General features: G+C 71.7%; 17 protein-coding genes. 6 read left to right on the top strand and 11 right to left on the bottom strand.

What is annotated here, in order from left to right; genetic code table 11:
* Positions 1–419: 419 nt before the first annotated feature.
* Positions 420–1,925: an oligopeptide:H+ symporter gene (locus ABZX96_RS23870; protein ID WP_355547859.1), complete on the top strand. Its 1,506-nt coding sequence runs from the start codon at positions 420–422 to the stop codon at positions 1,923–1,925.
* A 133-nt stretch (positions 1,926–2,058) separates the two neighbouring features.
* Here ABZX96_RS23870 and ABZX96_RS23865 read toward each other — a convergent pair whose 3' ends face one another.
* Entirely contained in the window at positions 2,059–2,547 is a 489-nt protein-coding gene (locus ABZX96_RS23865) for an ATP-binding protein (RefSeq protein WP_355547856.1), read from the bottom strand.
* 307 nt (positions 2,548–2,854) lie between these two features.
* On the bottom strand, positions 2,855–3,223 hold the full coding sequence (locus ABZX96_RS23860; RefSeq protein WP_355547853.1) for an STAS domain-containing protein: 369 nt from the start codon (positions 3,221–3,223) through the stop codon (positions 2,855–2,857).
* 261 nt (positions 3,224–3,484) lie between these two features.
* Between ABZX96_RS23860 and ABZX96_RS23855 the strand changes: the two genes are divergently transcribed.
* Positions 3,485–4,537, top strand: a complete 1,053-nt coding sequence (locus ABZX96_RS23855; RefSeq protein ID WP_355547850.1) for an RNA polymerase sigma factor SigF — start codon at positions 3,485–3,487, stop codon at positions 4,535–4,537.
* Positions 4,538–4,921: 384 nt separating this feature from the next.
* Here ABZX96_RS23855 and hutI read toward each other — a convergent pair whose 3' ends face one another.
* The 7 genes from hutI to ABZX96_RS23820 all read right to left on the bottom strand — a co-directional run bounded on the left by hutI (position 4,922) and on the right by ABZX96_RS23820 (position 12,641).
* Positions 4,922–6,088 (bottom strand): imidazolonepropionase, encoded by a 1,167-nt coding sequence (gene hutI / locus ABZX96_RS23850; protein WP_355547847.1) that lies wholly within the window; start codon positions 6,086–6,088, stop codon positions 4,922–4,924.
* 262 nt (positions 6,089–6,350) lie between these two features.
* Positions 6,351–7,685 (bottom strand): formimidoylglutamate deiminase, encoded by a 1,335-nt coding sequence (locus tag ABZX96_RS23845; RefSeq protein ID WP_355547998.1) that lies wholly within the window; start codon positions 7,683–7,685, stop codon positions 6,351–6,353.
* A gap of 368 nt (positions 7,686–8,053) precedes the next feature.
* Entirely contained in the window at positions 8,054–9,361 is a 1,308-nt protein-coding gene (locus ABZX96_RS23840) for an allantoate amidohydrolase (RefSeq protein WP_355547995.1), read from the bottom strand.
* A gap of 17 nt (positions 9,362–9,378) precedes the next feature.
* The gene (gene hutU / locus ABZX96_RS23835; RefSeq protein ID WP_355547844.1) at positions 9,379–11,073 is read right to left on the bottom strand and encodes a urocanate hydratase; all 1,695 of its coding nucleotides are present in this window, start codon (positions 11,071–11,073) and stop codon (positions 9,379–9,381) included.
* A 223-nt stretch (positions 11,074–11,296) separates the two neighbouring features.
* Positions 11,297–11,491 carry a DUF397 domain-containing protein gene (locus ABZX96_RS23830; RefSeq protein WP_355547841.1) on the bottom strand — a complete coding sequence of 65 codons (195 nt, stop codon included), beginning with the start codon at positions 11,489–11,491 and terminating at the stop codon, positions 11,297–11,299.
* A 68-nt stretch (positions 11,492–11,559) separates the two neighbouring features.
* Complete coding sequence (locus ABZX96_RS23825; RefSeq protein WP_355547838.1) at positions 11,560–11,748, bottom strand: DUF397 domain-containing protein; 189 nt, start codon at positions 11,746–11,748, stop codon at positions 11,560–11,562.
* An 11-nt stretch (positions 11,749–11,759) separates the two neighbouring features.
* On the bottom strand, positions 11,760–12,641 hold the full coding sequence (locus ABZX96_RS23820) for a helix-turn-helix transcriptional regulator (RefSeq protein WP_355547835.1): 882 nt from the start codon (positions 12,639–12,641) through the stop codon (positions 11,760–11,762).
* 189 nt (positions 12,642–12,830) lie between these two features.
* Here ABZX96_RS23820 and ABZX96_RS23815 point away from each other — a divergent pair, with 189 nt between their 5' ends.
* Positions 12,831–13,295 carry an ATP-binding protein gene (locus tag ABZX96_RS23815; protein ID WP_355547833.1) on the top strand — a complete coding sequence of 155 codons (465 nt, stop codon included), beginning with the start codon at positions 12,831–12,833 and terminating at the stop codon, positions 13,293–13,295.
* Positions 13,296–13,372: 77 nt separating this feature from the next.
* Positions 13,373–14,773 carry a diaminopimelate decarboxylase gene (locus ABZX96_RS23810; protein WP_355547830.1) on the top strand — a complete coding sequence of 467 codons (1,401 nt, stop codon included), beginning with the start codon at positions 13,373–13,375 and terminating at the stop codon, positions 14,771–14,773.
* Between the two features lie 25 nt (positions 14,774–14,798).
* Here ABZX96_RS23810 and ABZX96_RS23805 read toward each other — a convergent pair whose 3' ends face one another.
* Positions 14,799–15,791, bottom strand: a complete 993-nt coding sequence (locus ABZX96_RS23805) for a MurR/RpiR family transcriptional regulator (RefSeq protein WP_355547827.1) — start codon at positions 15,789–15,791, stop codon at positions 14,799–14,801.
* 395 nt (positions 15,792–16,186) lie between these two features.
* Here ABZX96_RS23805 and ABZX96_RS23800 point away from each other — a divergent pair, with 395 nt between their 5' ends.
* Complete coding sequence (locus ABZX96_RS23800; RefSeq protein WP_355547824.1) at positions 16,187–17,668, top strand: cytosine permease; 1,482 nt, start codon at positions 16,187–16,189, stop codon at positions 17,666–17,668.
* A gap of 10 nt (positions 17,669–17,678) precedes the next feature.
* Positions 17,679–18,104: a hypothetical protein gene (locus tag ABZX96_RS23795; protein WP_355547821.1), complete on the top strand. Its 426-nt coding sequence runs from the start codon at positions 17,679–17,681 to the stop codon at positions 18,102–18,104.
* Positions 18,105–18,326: 222 nt separating this feature from the next.
* Here the strand turns inward: ABZX96_RS23795 and ABZX96_RS23790 are convergent, their stop codons facing one another.
* On the bottom strand, positions 18,327–18,527 hold the full coding sequence (locus ABZX96_RS23790) for a hypothetical protein (RefSeq protein ID WP_355547818.1): 201 nt from the start codon (positions 18,525–18,527) through the stop codon (positions 18,327–18,329).
* Positions 18,528–19,454 lie beyond the last annotated feature (927 nt).

The raw sequence follows: 19,454 nt of genomic DNA, 5'->3' as shown, positions 1-19,454 counted from the left end.
CCCTGCGTGCGGGCGAGCGCGCGCACGGGTGCGGGACGCCGGGAAGGGGGGCGGACGGTTCCCGTCAAGGGGTGTGAGCGTTGTCTCAGTCGCCCCACAGGTGCCGGTACGGGACGTATGGTGTCGGAACGTCCATCGCACAACCCCGGGACCATGACCCTCAAAGGATGTCAGCGGCCCCAGTTGTGTGCAGGACTGGCATCACCAGTTCTGAACACAGTGAATGACCTGTAGACCGGGTCCGCCGCGCAAGGAAGCACGGGGGCGTGGATCCCGGTGTGGGACTGTCCTGCCGATTCCTCTTTCATGTGGTCTCGAACCCCTCGGACGTGGGGGCGGGCAGCGATACGCCGGTGCCGGTCAGCCGACCCGGGCGCGCGACGGTTCTGATGCGCGTCCCGAGCACACAAGGAACCACCATGGCGTCCAGCCTGACGAAGGATGCCGCCAAGCAGGACACCCCTGCATCAGGCGGTTGGACCTTCTTCGGCCACCCCCGCGGACTGGCCACTCTCTTCGCGACCGAGATGTGGGAGCGTTACAGCTTCTACGGCATGCGGGCGCTCCTGGTCCTCTACCTCGTGGCTCCGGCCTCCGAGGGCGGACTGGGCTTCGATGCCGCCACCGGCGCGGCCATCTACTCCGTCTACAACGCCGCGGTCTACCTGCTGGCGATGCCGGGCGGATGGTTCGGCGACCGCCTGTGGGGCCCACGGAAGACGGTCGGCATCGCCGGCTGCGTCATCATGGTCGGCCACTTCCTGCTGGCCGTGCCATTCAGCGCGAGCTTCTTCGTCGGCCTCGTGGTCATCGCCATCGGGTCGGGTCTGCTGAAGGCCAACATCTCGACGATGGTCGGCCACCTGTACCCGGACCGCAACGACGCGCGCCGGGACGCCGCGTTCACGATCTTCTACATCGGCATCAACATCGGCTCCTTCGCCGCCCCGCTGACCGTCGGTTTCGTCGGCAAGGAGATCAACTGGCACCTGGGCTTCGGCCTCGCCGGTGTGGGTATGGCGCTCGGCGTCATCATGTACCTGCTGACGAACAAGAACCTCTCCCCGACCTCCAGCGTCGTCCCGTCGCCGCTGTCGGCCGCGGAGCGCGCCTCGCTGCTGAAGAAGGGCCTGCTGTGGCTGCTGGCCGCCGCGGTCTTCTACGGCATCGTCGCGGGCACCGGGAACTTCGGCGTGGACTGGGTGCTGTGGCCGCTGTCGCTGCTGGGCATCGCGCTGCCGGCGTTCTACTTCATCCGCATCCGTAGCGACAAGGACCTGACGAGCGACGAGAAGTCGCGGGTCAGCAGCTACGTCGGCTTCTTCATCGTGGCCGCCATCTTCTGGATGATCTACGACCAGTCCGGCTCCACGCTGAACCTGTTCGCGGAGAACAACACCGAGAAGACGCTGTTCGGCATCGACTTCCCGACCACCGCGTTCCAGTCGCTGAACCCGCTGTACGTCATGGCGCTCGCCCCCGTGATCGCCGCGCTGTGGGTGAAGCTGCGGTCGAAGAACCCGAGCACGACGGTCAAGTTCGGCATGGGTCTGATCGGTATCGGCGTCTCCTTCGGCGTCATGATGCTCGCCATGGCCGCCGCCTCCGGTGGCGCCAAGGTCACCCCGCTGTGGCTGGCGCTGGTCTACCTGATCCAGACGGTCGCGGAGCTGTGCGTCTCCCCGGTCGGCCTGTCGGTCACCACCAAGCTGGCGCCGCAGAAGTACGCCAGCCAGATGATGGGCCTGTGGTTCCTCGCGACCACCGCGGGCGACTGCATGGCGGCGATCACCCAGCTCATCGTCGGCGACTCCTTCATGTCGAAGACGTCCTTCGCCATCCAGGGCGTCGTGGCCGCGCTGGCCGGTGTCATCTTCGTCCTGACCCGCAAGCGGGTGCAGAAGCTGATGGGCGACGTGCGCTGACACTGTCTACCGTCCGCAGGACATCGGTACGCGTCGCGTAGACGTGAGGAAGGGCCCGGCACTCGTGCCGGGCCCTTTCGGGTTTTCGGGAGGTGGGAGAGGTGGTGTCGGGGCAGCCAGGAACGCGGCCTCCCTACGCCGGAGCTGCCAGCTCCGCCCACACCGTCTTGCCGGTGCCGTCGGGGTTGCGGACGACGCCCCAGTCCAGGCACAGGCGCTGCACGATGAACATGCCGTGTCCGCCGGGGCGGCCCGCGCGGTGCGGGGTGCGGGGGGCGGGGTGGCCGGCGCCGAGGTCGGCGACCTCCAGCCGGAGCACCTTCTTGCCGCCGCGCAGCCGCAGTTCCTCGGGGCCCTCCGCGTGCAGGCAGGCGTTGGTGACCAGTTCCGAGACGACGAGTAGAACGTCCTCGGCCGCGGCCCGCTGGTCGGCCGTGGCGGCCGGCAGCCAGCCCCAGTCGTGCAGCGCCTGCCGGGCGAAGTCGCGGGCCCGGGCGACCGCCCCGCCCGCGCCGGCCAGTCGCAGTCTGCGGATCTGTCCTGCCGGAGAGGCGGAGGGGGCGCCGGCGTCGCCCGGCTCCGGGCCGAGATCGCCCGGCGGGTATGGCCGGGTGGTGCTCATCAGCGCTTCACCTCACCGATTCGCCATTTCACGGAAACGGGTACTGGACAGATTCGAAAGATTCAGATGTCTCCTGCCCGGAGGGCTCGTGAGAACACCCACTTTTGACGCGCGGAAACTGTGAATCGGACAACGTGACCGGAGTGCGACCTTCCGCGCGCCGCTCGTGCGCCACCCCCGCGCCGTCGGCGCCCCGGGGCGGTCGATCACCGCACCAGGTCGGTCGGTCACCGCACCGGGTCGGTCGATCACGGCACCAGGCCGGTCGATCATCGCGCGGGGTCGGTAGGTCACCGCGGCTGGCCGGTCAGTCGGTCAGCGCGGCGTCGAGGGACTGGTGCACGGTGAACACCGCGTCGGCGCCGGTGATCTCGAAGACCCGGGCCACGACGGGCTGCATCGCGGCCAGGTGCACCCCGCCGCCTTGCGCCTCCACCTTGATGCGCGCCCCGAGCAGCACGTTCAGGCCGGTGGAGTCCATGAACTCCAAAGCGGAGCAGTCCACGACGAGGCGCTTGCACCCGCCGTCCACACAACTCTCCAGAGCTTCGCTCAACAGATCCGCGGTGTGGTGATCCAGCTCACCGGCGGCGGTCACGACCGCGCTGGTGCCGTGATGCCTGACGGCCACTTGAAGCCGCCCCCGGCTTGCACTGCCGACCGTCCCACGGTCCATGCGTGCGCACCCCTCTTGCTTGTGTCTCGGCGTCTGATTGCTTACGACTGCGCCCTCGAACCCTACGCCCTCACTTCGCACACGGGTAGCCAAAGGTCGCGCATATTGTGTCAAACATGGACAATATGCACTTGCCATATTCCGGTGATGGCGGGTAGGCGTAGAGGGACACGTTCGAAACAGCCGGCTTTGGAGGCGCCGCACACCGCAGCTTCACATGGAGGCATCGGCAGCCATATGCCGAGAACGATGGAGGAGACCATGTCACCCCGGCTCGACGAATTGCGCACCGAATACCCCCGGAACACCGCGTCGTCGACTTTCCCGTCAGAGACGTCCGGAACGCCCGCGCCCCCGGCGCCATCCGCTCCCTCCGGACGCGTCCCGACCCAGCTCGCCCGCACCGAAGCGTCCGCCACCGCGACGCAGCCGCCGGCCCCGCACGGCACGCACACCGCGGACGCGCACGAAACCACGGCCCACGCCCCGGCACCGCCGACCGTCCCCGAGATCGACGGGCTGCCCGAGATCCCGCCCTTCGACGAGGTCGCGCCGCTGGACGCGCGGGCGCTGTCCAAGACCCTCTTCGAGCGGCTGGAGTCGCTGGAGGAGGGCACCCACGAATACGCGTACGTCCGCAACACCCTGGTCGAGCTCAACCTCGCGCTGGTGAAGTTCGCGGCCTCCCGGTTCCGCTCCCGCAGCGAACCGATGGAGGACATCGTCCAGGTCGGCACCATCGGCCTGATCAAGGCGATCGACCGCTTCGAACTGGGCCGCGGCGTCGAGTTCCCGACGTTCGCCATGCCGACCATCGTCGGCGAGATCAAGCGTTTCTTCCGCGACACCAGCTGGTCGGTGCGCGTTCCCAGGCGGCTGCAGGAACTGCGCCTGGACCTCGCCAAGGCCGGTGACGAGCTGGCGCAGAAGCTGGACCGCTCACCCACCGTCGGCGAACTCGCCGAGCGGCTCGGCATCACCAAGGAAGAGGTCGTCGAGGGAATGGCCGCGAGCAACGCCTACACGGCGAGCTCGCTGGACGCCCAGCCCGAGGAGGACGACACCGAGGGCGCCCTCGCCGACCGCATCGGCTACGAGGACCACGGCCTTGAGGGCATCGAGTACGTCGAATCGCTCAAGCCCCTGATCGCCGAACTGCCGCCGCGCGACCGCAAGATCCTCTCGCTGCGCTTCGTCGCCAACATGACGCAGTCCGAGATCGGCGAGGAGCTGAACATCTCGCAGATGCACGTCTCACGGCTGCTGTCCCGGACGCTGGCACGGCTGCGCAAGGGGCTGATGGTGGAGGAGTGACCCGATCGTCGGGTCACTCGGGCGGCTTCTTCCTTGGGCCGCCGCCACCTCCGGCCTTCGCCGAGTGAAGAAGGGACTGTCCCGGCCCGTGCGGCCGGGACAGTCCCTTTTCGCGTGGTGGGGTGCGGGGGCTTTACGGGGCGGTTTTCGGCCTTTCCCCGGTGTTTCTTCGGCCTTCTTTTCCGGCTTCTTTCCGGGCTCGTTCGCGGGGCGTCTCGGGGGTGTTTCCGGGGGCGTCTCCGGGGTGTTTCCGGGGACGTTTCCGGTCGCTCTTCCGGGGCCGGTTTTCGCGGGCCGGCTGTTTCCGGCCGGTATTCGCCGTTCGGCGGTCATGGGCCGGTTATCGCGGGCTGGTGCGCCTTGCCCCGTTTTCGTCCGCGTCCCTCAGACGCGCACGCCCGCCCGCCACACGGCGCTGACCAACGGGACGCCCGGGCGGTAGGCGAGGTGGACGTGCGAGGGGGCGTCCAGGAGGACGAGGTCGGCGCGGGCCCCAGGGGTGAGCCGACCGACGTCGGTGCGGCGCAGCGCCCGCGCGCCGCCCGCGGTCGCGGACCACACGGCCTCGTCGGGCGTCATCCGCATGTCCCGTACGGCGAGGGCGATGCAGAAGGACATCGAGCTGGTGAAGGACGAGCCCGGGTTGCAGTCCGTGGACAGGGCGACGGTCACCCCGGCGTCCAGCAGACGGCGGGCGTCGGGCCACTGCGCGCGGGTGGAGAACTCCGCGCCCGGCAGGAGGGTGGCCACCGTCGCGGAGTTGGCGAGGGCGTCCACGTCCGCGTCGGTGAGGTGGGTGCAGTGGTCGGCGGAGGCCGCGTCCAGTTCGACGGCCAGCTGGACGCCGGGGCCGTGGGTGAGCTGGTTGGCGTGGACGCGCGGCAGCAGGCCCCTGGCCTTGCCGGCGGCCAGGATCGTACGGGCCTGGTCGCCGTCGAAGGCGCCGCGCTCGCAGAACACGTCGATCCAGCGGGCGTGCGGCGCGCAGGCGTCCAGCATGGGGCCGGTGACCAGGTCCACGTAGGCGGCGGGGTCGTCGGCGTAGTCGGGGGAGACGATGTGCGCGCCGAGGTAGGTCACCTCGTCGGTGTGGGCGGCGGCGACGCGCAGCGCGCGGGCCTCGTCCTCGACGGTCAGCCCGTAACCGGACTTGGTCTCCAGGGTGGTCGTGCCCTGCCGCAGCGCCTCGGCGGTGTAGCGGGCGACGTTGGCGTGCAGTTCCTCGTCGGTGGCGGCGCGGGTGGCGGCGACGGTGGTGCGGATGCCGCCCGCCTCGTACGCGCGGCCGGACATCCGGGCGGCGAATTCCGCGGTGCGGTCACCGGCGAAGACGAGGTGGGAATGGGAGTCGACGAAGCCGGGGAGCCCGGCCCGGCCCTCGGCGTCGACGTGACTGTCAGTGGTCGGTGCTTTGCTGTTCGTACCGATCCAGGCGACGCGGTCGCCGTCGAGGACGACGGCCGCGTCCTGGATCAGACCGAGGGGGCCCGCACCGAGGGAGGGGTCGTTGGTGACCAGGCTGCTGATGTTGCTGATGAGGGTGGTGGCCATGGTGTTCTCGGCGTTCTCCGGGGATGGGGGCGGGAGCAGGGACGAGGACGGGGGCAGGAGCGGGAACAGGGACGGGGAGGAGGGGGACGAGGGCGGATTCCCGGCCGGGCGCCGGGGCTCGCTTCGGGGATGGCGTGTGCTGCGGGTGCGGGGCTCGCCTCTGGGATGGGGACGGACGCGGGGCGGCGGGGCCCCGGCCGCCCGGAGCCGGGGCTCGCCGCGGGGCCGACGGGTGCGGGGCGCCGCGTCGGCCAGGGTGCCGTCAGGGACGCAGCGCCGCGATGGCGTCACCGAGGGCGGCCGGGACATCGGGGACGAGGGTGTGCGCGCCGTCCCGGACGACGTGGCGGCCGGCCACGACGGTGTGCCGGATGTCCGCGCTGGTCCCCGCGAAGACGGCGGTCTCGACGCCGAGCCGGGGCAGCGGCCCCGCGGTGCGCACCGAGTCCAGGGCGACGGTGGTGAAGTCGGCGAGGGCGCCGGTCTCCAGCCGCCCGGCTTCGGGCCAGCCCAGGGCCGCGTGTCCGTCGGCGGTCGCGGCGCGCAGCAGCGCCGCCGCCGTCCAGTGGCCGCGGGTGCGGGTGCGCAGCCGCTCGTCGAGTTCCATGGCGCGGGCCTCTTCGAGCAGGTCGATCACCGCGTGGCTGTCGCTGCCCAGCGACAAGGGGCTTCCCGCCGCGTCCAGTTGGGTCGCCGGCCCGATGCCGTCCGCCAGGTCGCGTTCGGTGGTGGGGCACATGCACACGCCGGTGGTGGAGCCGCCCAGGAGGCCGATGTCGGTGTCCGTGAGGTGGGTGGCGTGCACGGCGGTCGTGCGGCGGCCCAGCACGCCGTGGTCGGCGAGGAGCTGGGTCGGGGTGCGGCCGTGCGCTTCCAGGCAGGCGTCGTTCTCGGCGGTCTGCTCCGAGAGGTGGACGTGCAGCGGGGCCCGCCGCTCCCGGGCCCAGGCCGCCACGGTGCCCAACTGGGCGGCGGGCACGGCCCGTACGGAGTGGACGGCCGCGCCGATCCGGACGTGCCCGCTCTCCTTCAGGGCCGACGCCCGCTCGGCCCAGGCGTCCGCGGTGCCGTCGGAGAAGCGGAGCTGGTGGTGGTTGGGCGGGGCGCCGAAGCCGGAGGAGAGGTAGGCGGTGTCCAGGAGGGTGATGCGGATGCCCGCGTCGGCGGCGGCCTCGGTCAGCGCCTGGCCCATCGCGTTCGGGTCGTCGTAGCGGGTGCCGCCCGGGCCGTGGTGCAGGTAGTGGAACTCCCCGACGCAGGTGATCCCGGCGAGCGCCATCTCGGCGTACACGGCCCGCGCGAGCGTGTAGTACGACTCCGGGGTGAGCGCCGCCGAGACCTGGTACATGTGCTCGCGCCACGTCCAGAAGGTGCCGGAGCCGACCTGCACGGTGCCGCGCAGCGCGCGGTGGAAGGCGTGCGAGTGGGCGTTCGCCAGGCCGGGAACGGTCAGGCCGCGCAGCACGACGGCCCCGGGGGGCGGGTCGGGCACGTCCTTCCGCACGGCCGTGATCCGGCCCCGGTCCCGGTCGACGGTGACGACCACGCCCGGTTCGACGGCCGGGTCGAGCCAGGCGTGCTCCAGCCAGTACGTCAGCTCGCGGCCGGGCGGCGGAGCGTCCTGGCGCGCATGGTCCGGGGTCGGCGGTGCGGGGTGCCGGGCGGATTCGCCCGGGCCGACCGTCGCGCGCGGGCGGGAGGCGAGCCGGGGGACGAACTTTCCGGGGGCGCCGGACGACCTGTCACCACCGGACCGGCTTTCACCACCAGACGGGCCGTCGCCACCGGCCGGGCTTCCCTCGGCGCTCGGATCGGTCGCGGCGTGCACGACCGGCCCCGCCACGTCATCCGGCACGTCATCCGGCACGGCGGCGACCGGCCGTGCGGGCGCCCCGTCCGGCGTGGCCCCCGCCTCCCCGGGCGCGGTGCCGGGCCGTGTCGTGGGCTGTGCCGTTCCCTTCGGCGTTACCTGCACGCCAGGCCCTCCAGTACGTCGGCGAGTGCGGTCACTCCGGCCACGCAGTCGTCCTCGGTGGCCGCTTCGGCGGGCGAGTGCGAGACGCCGGTGGGGTTGCGGACGAACAACATCGCGGTGGGGACGCTTCCCGACAAAATACCCGCGTCGTGTCCGGCGCCGGTGCCCAGGACGGGCACGGCGCGCCGGTCGCCCCGCACCACACCGCCACCCGGGCGCTCGCCGGACGCCGCGCCCGCGAGCTCGTCCTCCGGCGCGCCCACGAGCCCGTCCTCCGGCTCCCCGCCCGCCAGGATGCGGCCCAGCTCGTTCCGCAGCGCATGCCCGAACTCCACCACCGGGGTGAAGGACTCCCGGGTGAGCACGACCTCCACACCGTCGTGTCCGCCGCGCTCCCGCGCCGCCGCCTCGATCGCGGTCACCACGGCGTCCAGGGTGTCCTGGTCGGGCGCGCGGGAGTCCAGCCAGCCGCGCACCAGGGAGGGGATGGCGTTGACGCCGTTCGGCTCCACGGCGACCTTGCCGAAGGTCGCCAGGGCGCCCGCCGCCGCCGCGCGCTCCCGGGCGGCGAGCACCGTCGCCGCGTACGTGAGCATGGGGTCGCGGCGGTCCACGAGACGGGTGGTGCCCGCGTGGTTGGCCTGTCCGTGGAAGTCGAACCGCCACCGGCCGTGCGGCCAGATGGCGGACGCGATGCCCACCGGGTCGTCGGTCAGCGCCAGCGCCCGTCCCTGCTCGACGTGCAGTTCGACGAACGCGCCGATGCGGGCCAGCCGGTCCGGGTCGGGCCCGATGGCCTCCGGGTCGTATCCGGCGCGCTCCATCGCCTGCGGCAGCGACACGCCGTCCGCGTCGCGCAGGTCGTGCGCCTGCTCGGGGGTCAGGTGCCCGGCGGTGAGCCGGGAGCCGACGCAGGCCAGGCCGAAGCGGGCGCCCTCCTCGTCACCGAAGTTGACGACGGCCAGCGGCTTGCCGGGCCGCGCGCCCCGCTCGCGCAGCTCGTCCAGCGCGGCGAAGGAGGAGACGACGCCGAGCGGGCCGTCGAAGGCTCCGCCGTCCGGCACGGAGTCCAGGTGCGAGCCGGTGACGACCGCCTCTCCAGGCGCCACGTCCTGGTACGACGTGGCCCCGAGCCAGGCCCACTGGTTGCCGTTGCGGTCCACCTCGTACGCCAGGTTGCGCGAGCGCGCCTGGTCCTCGAACCACGCGCGGCAGTCGGCGTCCGCGCCCGTCCAGGCGAACCGGCGGTATCCGCCGGAGCAGGCGGCGCGGCCGATCGGCCGCAGCTCCGCCCACATCTCGTGGAACGAGCGGCTCACGCGTGCCCGCCCTCGGTCCGGCCGTCCGTGCCCGGCTCCCCCTCGCGCATCGGCACCCGCACGCCGCGCTCGGCCGCCACCTCCTCGGCCCGCTCGTACCCGGCGTCGACGTGGCGGATGACGCCCATGCCCGGGTCGTTCGTCAGCACCCGGCGGATCTTCTCGCCGGCCAGCGGCGTGCCGTCCGCGACGGTGACCTGGCCCGCGTGCAGGGAGCGGCCCATCCCGACGCCGCCGCCGTGGTGGATGGACACCCAGGACGCGCCGGAGGCGACGTTGACCATGGCGTTGAGCAGCGGCCAGTCCGCGATGGCGTCCGAGCCGTCGCGCATCGCCTCGGTCTCGCGGTACGGGGAGGCCACCGAGCCGCAGTCGAGGTGGTCGCGGCCGATGGCCAGCGGCGCCTGAAGCGTGCCGTCGGCGACCATCTCGTTGAACCGCTCGCCCGCCTTGTCGCGCTCGCCGTACCCGAGCCAGCAGATGCGGGCCGGCAGCCCCTGGAAGTGCACCCGCTCTCCGGCGAGCTTGATCCAGCGGGCCAGCGAGGCGTTCTCCGGGAAGAGGTCGAGGATCGCCTTGTCGGTCGCCGCGATGTCCTTCGGGTCGCCGGACAGCGCCGCCCAGCGGAACGGGCCCTTGCCCTCGGCGAACAGCGGCCGGATGTAGGCCGGTACGAAGCCGGGGAAGGCGAAGGCCCGCTCGTACCCGGCGAGCTTCGCCTCGCCCCGGATCGAGTTGCCGTAGTCGAACACCTCGGCCCCGGCGTCCATGAAGCCCACCATCGCCTCCACGTGCCGGGCCATCGACTCCCGGGCCCGGGCCGTGAAGTCGGCGGGCTTCTCGGCGGCGTACGCGGCCATGTCGGCGAAGTCCACGCCGAGCGGCAGGTAGCTCAGCGGGTCGTGGGCGGAGGTCTGGTCCGTGACGATGTCGATCGGGGCGCCCTCGGCCAGCATCCGGGGCAGCAGCTCGGCCGCGTTGCCGAGGAGCCCGATGGACAGCGGCTTGCGCTGGTCCCGGGCCTCGGTGGCGAGCTGGAGGGCGTGCTCCAGGCTGTCCGCCCGCACGTCCAGGTAACGGTGCTCGATGCGGCGCTCGATGGCGCGCGGGTCGCAGTCGATACAGATCGCCACGCCGTCGTTCATGGTGACGGCGAGCGGCTGGGCGCCGCCCATGCCGCCGAGCCCGGCGGTCAGCGTGATCGTCCCGGCGAGCGTGCCGCCGAACCGCTTCGCGGCGACGGCCGCGAACGTCTCGTACGTGCCCTGGAGGATGCCCTGCGTCCCGATGTAGATCCACGAACCGGCCGTCATCTGCCCGTACATGGTCAGCCCCAGCGCCTCCAGCCGCCGGAACTCCTCCCAGTTCGCCCAGTCCCCCACGAGGTTGGAGTTGGCGATCAGGACGCGCGGCGCCCACTCGTGCGTCTGCATGACGCCGACCGGCCGCCCCGACTGGACGAGCATCGTCTCGTCCTGCCGCAGCGTCGTCAGCGTCCGCACCATCGCGTCGAACGACCGCCAGTCCCGGGCCGCCTTGCCGGTCCCGCCGTAGACGACGAGCTGGTCCGGGTGCTCGGCCACCTCCGGGTCCAGGTTGTTCTGCAGCATCCGCAACGCGGCTTCCTGCTGCCACCCCAGCGCGCTCAGCTCCGTACCGCGCGGCGCCCGCACGGGTCGCGGTCCTGACATGGGCCGTGCCTCCCTGACTGTCGACTGGATCGATGTATTCACATACTGGGGTTGGTGAATACAGTCAGTCAACAGGTGGGGAGGGTGGGTTGCGGGTGGTCCCGTCCAGCCCGGCTGATGGGCGGCGGGTCCGCCATTTCAAGCCCGTCCGGCGATTGAGGACAACGCCCCCGGCGTTTACCGGTCCCAAAACAGCCACACCCCCACGAGCCCGTACCCGCGCTCACCGGGGGTGCAGGCCCCCGGCTTTCACGGCGGCGAGCAGGGCGGCCAGAGCGGCCGGGCCTGCCGTCAGGACGGTGGCCGGGGCGTCGGACTCGCGCAGCAGTCGCGTGCGGTCGTCTTGGGCCGTGGCCACTTCGAGGCAGTTGTTGCCTTCACTGCTGTGGGATGACTTCTGCCAGATCAGGGGGGACATGTCGGATACCTTTCACAGTTCACGGATGACGTTACGGGGACTCGGCTTTCGTGGCGCCATAGCTCGAATCAGGGCAGCACGGCGTCGATCTTCAAGGTGGCGAGTAAGCCCTTCAGCACGTCGGGTCTTGCCACCAGAATGACGTCCGGGATGTCGGACTCGCGGAAGCAGAGCAGGCCGTCATGGGCGGCGGCGATTTCCAGGCAACTACTGGCCTCGCTGCTGTATGACGATTTCTGCCATGCCGTACCAGGCATCCCATGACCTTTCATAGGCTCGCGATAACTTGCCGGACGAATGCACGAGACTCCTCCTCATCCAGGCACAGCGCCTGAAACCGCTCAAGGATGGTGCGGTACTTCACCAATTGCGCCTCCGCGTGGAGAAATTCGCCACCGTGCTCGGTGTCCAACTGGACGGTGTCAAGCTGCCGCACGGGCCCGGTGGCGAAGACAACGGTTTGCCCGGCTCCCGGAAACACCCCGGCGGCGAAGGGCAGCACCAGCACGTCCACCATGGGGCGTTCACTCATTTCGACGATGTAGGCGAGCTGGTCACGCATGAGTTTCGGGTCGCCGAACCGCATCCGCAGCGCGGCTTCGTGAATGATCGTGGCGAACGGCACCGGAGCGTCCCGAAACAACACCCCCTGCCGCTTGAGCCGATGCGACACCCGGTGCTCGACCATCGGTTGAGGAAGCGTGGGCACGTTCTGCTGGAAAATCAGCCGAGCGTAGTCGGCAGTCTGGAGCAGCCCCGGCAGGTGCGTGAATTGGGCGGTCCGAATGGACGTGGCGTGATGCTCCATTTCGGCCAGGTCGAGGAGTACGGAAGGCAGCACGCCTTGGTAGTCGTCCCACCAGTTCCGACCGCGCGCCGACACCATCTCCGCCAGCGCGTCCACGAACACGCTGTCCGTGCAGTCGTACCCCAGCGCGAAAGTCCGCACCCGGTCGGCGCTCACGCCGAAGCGCCCCGATTCGATATTGCTGATCCTTGCCGGATCAACGCCCAGCTTCTGGCCCGCTTCCCGCGTGGACAGGCCCGCGCGTTCTCGCAACTTGCGCAATTCGGCGCCGAGTCGCTGTTGTCGTGCGGTTGCCGTTGACCTCGGCGGCACGTCTTCTCCTCCCGTCAACGCCTGGCTCACCGTCCCTCGAAAGAGCAGTTTGTTGCCCGACGTCGTAGCAGCACTGTACTCACCTCACTTACGGTGAGCGACGGTCAACGTACTCCCTGTCAGTGCGCGAGTGGGGCCGTAGACGAAAAATCGCGTCGGCCTCTCGTGCGCAGTTCTCCGGCATCCCACGACCGCCGCAACCCCTCCGAGGAGCCAGCCATGACCGGTCACGCCCTTGCGATTCCCGCCCCGTCCCCGTCCGACCCCTCCGACGACTGGGAGTACGCCCTCCGCATCGCCCGCCGCCCCTTCGGGCCGGGCATCGCCCGCGCGCACGTCCGCACCGTGCTCGGCCGCCACGGCATCACGACCACGATCACCGACAACGCCGAACTGCTGGTCTCGGAGCTGACGACGAACTCCCTCCAGCACTCCTCCGGACCCGTCGATGTGCACCTCAGTCACACCGCCACCAAGCACCTCTTGCGCCTCGCCGTCTGGGACGACAACCCGAAGCTCCCCGTCCCCATCCCCGGTCGCATCCCGGACCGCCTCGACGCGGAACACGGCCGTGGCCTGTGGTTCCTGCGCATGTGTGCCGACAACTGGGGTCACTACGTGATCATCAACGGCCGGCGTACGACCGGCGGCAAGGAGATCTGGGCGGAGTGGGCGACGGGCTGAGCGCGCCCCGGGCCCGCCCCCGACCCTTCCTCCGCGACCATGGCGTACCGGCCGCCCAAAATGGTGAAGTGGCAAGCATGAGCCCCACGCCTGCCGAGTCAGCCGCGTCCACCGCTCCCTCCCCCGCCCCCTCCTCCCTCACGGCCGCCCGTTCGGCCGGAGACCGCGACCGCGCCGTGCGAGCAGCCGTCGAGCAAGGGCTGATCACTCCCGACGCACCCGTCATCGGTCTCCTGGACGTCGCCGGGATTCGCCGGACCGTAGCCGAACTGCACGCCGCGTTCCGCGAATTGCTGCCCCCGGGAACCCCCGTCCTGCACGCCTTCGCCGTCAAGGCCGCCTCCCTCGTCCCCGTCCTGCGGCTGCTCGCGCGCGAGGGGCTGGGGTGCGAGGTGGCGAGCCCGGGCGAACTGGCGCTGGCGCGGGCGGCCGGGGTCGGGCCGGAGCGGATCGTGCTGGACTCCCCCGCCAAGACGCCGGACGAGCTGCGCACGGCGCTCGCCCTCGGCATCGCCGTCAATGTCGACAACCGGGAGGAACTGGCCCGTGTGGACGCGTTGGTCGGCGCGTCCGTTGGCACCGCCTCACCCCTCGGCCTGCGCGTGAACGCCCAGCTCGGCGGGGGTGACATCGACGCGACGAGCACCGCCACCCGAACCTCGAAGTTCGGCGTGGCGCTGCGCGACGAGGGGGCCCGCGACTGGGTCGTGCAGGCGTTCCTCGACCGGCCGTGGCTGAACCGGTTGCACGGCCACGTCGGGTCCCAGGGCATGCCGACCTCCGTCATGGCGCAGGGCGCGCAGGCGCTGTACGAACTCGCCGAGGAGATCAACGAGAAGGCCGGGCGCCCCCAGGTCACCACGCTGGACATCGGCGGCGGCCTGCCCGTCAATTTCTCGTCGGACGAGGTCACGCCGACCTACCGGGAGTACGCGGCGCTGCTGCGCGCCACCGTCCCCGGGCTGTTCTCCGGCCGCTACGGGCTGGTCACGGAGTTCGGCCGGTCGCTGCTGGCCAAGCACGGGACGGTGCTGGCCCGCGTCGAATACGCCAAGACCGCCGGGGGCCGCCCGATCGCCGTGACCCACGCGGGCGCGCAGGTGGCCGCGCGGACCGTCTACGTCCCGGCCGCCTGGCCGCTGCGCGTGACGGCGTACGACGAGGGGGGACGGCCGAGGAGCGGCGCGCCCGTCGCGCAGGACGTGGCCGGTCCGTGCTGCTTCGCGGGCGACCTGGTCGCCGAGAACCGCCCGCTTCCCCTCCTCCGGGCCGGGGACCACGTCGCCCTGCTGGACACCGGCGCGTACTACTTCTCGACCCACTACGCCTACAACTCCCTGCCGAGGCCCGGGGTGTACGGCTACGCGCCGGGGGACGGGGACGCGCCACGGTTCGCGGTGATCCGTACGCCGCAGACGCTGGAGGAGCTGACGGCCGAGAGCGGCGGCGCACACCGGGACGCGCTGGACGGGCTCTGATCGACTCCAGGACGCGCCCCCGCACTCACTCCACGAACAGCCCGCGTTCCGCCGCCCGGACGTCGAACTCCTCCAGCCGCGCCTGCGCGTCCGGCAGCGCGTCGCACATCGCCTCCAGCAACACCCGCCCCAGCAGCATCGGCGCGCACACGGTGTCGAAGGCCAGGCCGGTGCCGACCGGGGCGGGCAGCAGCAGGTCCGTGTGCCGGGCGACGGGCGCGAAGGCGCTGTCCGCGACGGTGACAACGGTCAGCCCGGCCGCGCGGGCGTACTCCAGCGCGTCCACGACCTCGCGCGGGTGGCGCGGCAGCGCGAAGCACAGCAGCGCGGTCGCGCCCGCGCGCACCGCCGCGTCGATGCGGTCGGCGAGCATCGTGCCGCCCTCGTCCAGCACCCGGACGTCCGGGTGCACCTTCCGCGCGAAGTACGCGAACCCGGCCGCCTGCGCGGAGGCGGCCCGCAGCCCGAGCACCGGCAGCGGGCGGGAGGCGGCGAAGAGGCGTCCGGCGCGCGCGACCGGTTCCGGGTCGGCCAGCGCGGCGGCGAGGTGCCGCAGGTTGTCGATCTCCGCCTGTACGGCCTGCTGGTAGGCGTTGTACGAGCCTTCGGCGGGCACGGCCGGGGCGGGGGTGACCTCCCTCAGGTGCTTGCGCAGTCCGGGGTAACCGTCGAAGCCGAGCGCCACCGCGAACCGCGTCACGGACGGTTGGCTCACCCCTGCCAGCTCGGCCAGTTCCACGCTGGAGAGGAACGGCGCGTCGGCGGCCCGGCGCACCATGCAGTGCGCGATGCGGCGCTGGGTGGGCGTCAGCCGGTGGCCCTCGAAGAGCTTCTGGAGCCGCGCGGCGATGCCGGGCGCGGAGCCCGCACCGGCGACCTCGGCGTCAGGGCCGTCGACGGAGGAAGCACCTGCCGAAGGGCCATGCCCCGCCCCCTCCACCGTCCCCACGGCGTGCGGCGGGCCGGCGGCGTCGCCGCTCCGGACGCCGTCCGTGGTGTCCCCGCTGTCCCCGTTCATTCCCTGTGCCCTCCCGGCTGCCCGTACGCCCCGGCCTTCGGGACATCCCGACCGCTGGCCTGCCGCCGCGATCGCTCGACTGTACGGAACCGCCGGGCGCGCCGCCGTACGCCGTCCCGGTCGTCACGGCCCTGCCCCGGGCTTCCGTCCCCTCTTTTTACCCCAAGGTATTGACCTTCCATTCACGCAGACCCGATCCTGCATGAATTCATACAGCCGACACGGAGTGGCACCACCCCCGCCGAACCGTGCGCGGCACCTGGCGGCGCCCGCCGGGAACCCGCGCCTCTGGAGCCCGACCCGCGCGCCGCCCCGGCCCACAAGGCAGGCACATCGGCGCCCCCCGCACCCCGGCACGAATGGACCACGCAGGCACTACCGGAAGAAGGCCCCGGATGGCGGCACTCATGGAACAGCGCTCGATCGACGTCGTCCCGGACTCCGAACGGCACGGCACCGCCTTCAGCCAGTTCACACTCTGGCTGGGCGCCAACCTCCAGATCACCGCCGTCGTCACCGGCGCCCTGGCCGTGGTCTTCGGGGCGGGCGCCTTCTGGGCGCTGATCGGCCTGCTGATCGGCAACCTGCTCGGGGGCGCGGTGATGGCGCTGCACTCCGCGCAGGGGCCGCGGCTCGGGCTGCCGCAGATGATCTCCTCGCGCGCCCAGTTCGGGGTGCGGGGCGCGGCCGTGCCGCTGCTGCTCGTCATCGTCATGTACGTCGGGTTCTTCGCCAGCGGGAGCGTGCTGGCGGGGCAGGCGGTGGGCGAGCTGACGCACCTGGGGGACACCGCCGGGATCGTGATCTTCGCGGCGGTGACGGCCCTCGCGGCGGCGATCGGCTACCGCCTGATCCACCTCCTGGGGCGGATCGCGAGCGCCGTGTGCGCCCTGGCCTTCGTCTATCTCGGCGTCCGGCTGCTGGAGCGCGCGGACCTGGGGGCGCTGCTGCACGACCGCTCCTTCGCGCTGCCGGTGTTCCTGCTGGCGGTCTCGCTCTCCGCGTCCTGGCAGCTCGCGTTCGGCCCGTACGTCGCGGACTACTCCCGTTATCTGCCGCGGCACACCTCCGCCCGGGCCACCTTCTGGTGGACGCTGTCCGGTTCGGTCCTCGGCGCGCAGTGGTCGATGGCCTTCGGCGCGCTCGCCGCCGCTGCCGCCCCGGCCGCCTTCGTCGGGCACGAGGTGGCGTACGTGGTCGGCCTGGGCGGCGCCGGACTGATCGGTTCGGCCCTCTACTTCGTCATCGCCCTGGGCAAGCTGACGATCAACATCCTCAACACCTACGGCGGCTTCATGTCGCTGGTCACCAGCGTCAGCGGTTTCCGCGGGCGGCGCACGCTGTCACCGGCCGGGCGGGCCGCCTACATCGCCGGAATCATGGTGGCGGGTACCGCCGTGGCGCTGCTGGGGAAAGACGGTTTCCTGAGCGCGTTCAAGGATTTCCTGCTCTTCCTGCTGACCTTTTTCACGCCCTGGTCGGCGATCAATCTCGTCGATTACTACCTGATCTCCAAAGAGCGGTACGACATTCCGGCCCTCAGCGACCCGCACGGCCGTTACGGCGCCTGGAACATCCGGACCCTGGCCGTCTACGTCCTCGGCGTACTGGCCCAACTCCCCTTCCTCGCGACGCACTTCTACACGGGCCCCCTGGTCGCCCCGCTCGGGGGCGCCGACGTCTCCTGGATCGTCGGCCTGGCCGTGCCCGCCGTCCTGTACTGGGCCGTCACCCGCCGCGACACCGCCCGCCTCCCGGCCACCACACCGGCCGCCGTTCCCCACGACCCGACCGACCCGACCGACCCGACCGGGGGCCGGGCGGACGGCGACGATCCGGGGGCTATCCCTACTGACCGCCGGGCCGGAACTCCGTAATCTCGCGAATATGGCGACCCACGACCCGGAACTGAAGAAAGAACTCGACGCGACCCTCCAGACCCGTAAAGAGCTGGGTGAGGAGTACGAATCCGAATTGGTGGAGTCCTTTTTGGATAAACTTGACACGGCCGTCGACCAACGCGTGCGCCGGCAACTCGCCGAACGCCAGATGCAGGTGGCCCGCGGCACATACCGTCCGCCCAAGACATCGGCGGGCGGGCGCGGCTTCGGCGAACGGTTCGGCTTCGCCGGACTCTCGCTGGTCCTGGCCATACCGCTGTCCGCGATAGCGGCGGGCAACGAGGGCCTCGTCGGCCTGCTGGTGACGTGGGCGGGAATCCTCGGCGTCAACGTGGTCCAGGCGTCCCACGTCCTCCCCTGGCGGCGTACGGGCTCCGGGGACGGGGGCGGGGACAGGGACGAGTGGAAGTGAGCACCGGCCCCGGCGGTATGCGGGCGCCAGGCGGTACGCGCGCGACCGGCCGGCGGTGAGCGCCCGGGCACTCCGGAGGTGAGCGAGCATGCGCCCCGGCCGTGAGCGGGGCGGGCCCCGCCGCCCGGGCAGGGCGGCCCGCTGCCCCGCCGCGGCGGTTCGCTGCCCGCCGGCCGGTCGTGACGCCTCCCCGGCCCGTCGGCCCCTCAGCCCCTCGGCCCCTCAGCTCTCCTTCGCCGCCGCGTGCGGATGGCGTCGCATCCGCACGTTGCAGTCGGTCACCTTCGCCAGATCGCCCGCCGTACGGGCCGCGGCGCGCTCCTCGGCGAGGGCCGCGCACACCTCACACCCCGCCTCCGGCCGCGGCTCCTCGTCGGGGAGCCGGAGATGGACGGGGCCCGCCATCGTCGTGTTGGTGTCCATGAAGGCATCGTGGGCCGACGCGCGGTGGTGTTCCAGCCTTGAACGAAGAGCATTCGGCCGGAAGGAGAGTGTGCCCGGAGCGCGCCGCGCGCGGGAGCGGGAAGTGCGCCGGAGCGGACCGCGCGCGGAACATGCGCCGGGAACATGCCGTGCCGCCCGGGGACCGCGCCCCGTCCGGCCAAAAGTCCGGCCAAAAGGTGGCGGGGACCGCCGTACCCCGGCCGTGGCCGGAGTCGGGACGACGGCGGTCCCCGCACGGGACGCGGACCGTGTCAGGGCCGGTCGAACGCGTCCGGGCGACCGTGGGAGTCCGGGAGCCGCTCCGGAGGTCCGTATCGCCGCACTCCTTCACTGTGCCGGTCCCGTGTTAAGCGCGTGCTGCGTGGACGTGACACATACGTGCACTTTGCGGTGGACCGGCGTTCCTTGACGGCCGCTTGACGTCTCACCGGCCACTCCATGCGCGGAGGCCCGCTCAGGTGGCGACGCCCGCATCGTGGCGACGCCCGCATCGTGGTGACGCCCACATCGTGGTGACGCCCACATCGTGGTGACGCCCACATCGTGGCGACGTCGGCACGGCGGTCCGTTCCAGCTCGTCCGGCGTTTGCGGACCCCCGGTGAGCGCGGGTACGGGATCGGGGTGGGTGGCGGGTGATTCCTGGAACCGGTGAACGCCGGGGGCGTTGTCCTCAATCGCCGGACGGGCTTGTTTTTGCCGGGCCCGCCACCCAACAGCGCAGGCCGGACGGGCTTGATTTTGCCCGGCCTGCCGCCCATCGGTGCGGGCCAGACAGGCTTGTTTTGCCCGGCCTGCCGCCCATCGGTGCGGGCCAGACAGGCTTGTTTTGCCCGGCCCGCCGCCCATCGGTGCGGGCCGTACGGGCGGTACCGCGGCCGGGGCGCCTACGGAACGCGCCCCGGCCG

Source organism: Streptomyces sp. NPDC003077 (assembly GCF_040611095.1).
Classification (GTDB): Bacteria; Actinomycetota; Actinomycetes; order Streptomycetales; family Streptomycetaceae; genus Streptomyces.
This window is presented reverse-complemented; position numbering and strand designations above follow the sequence as displayed.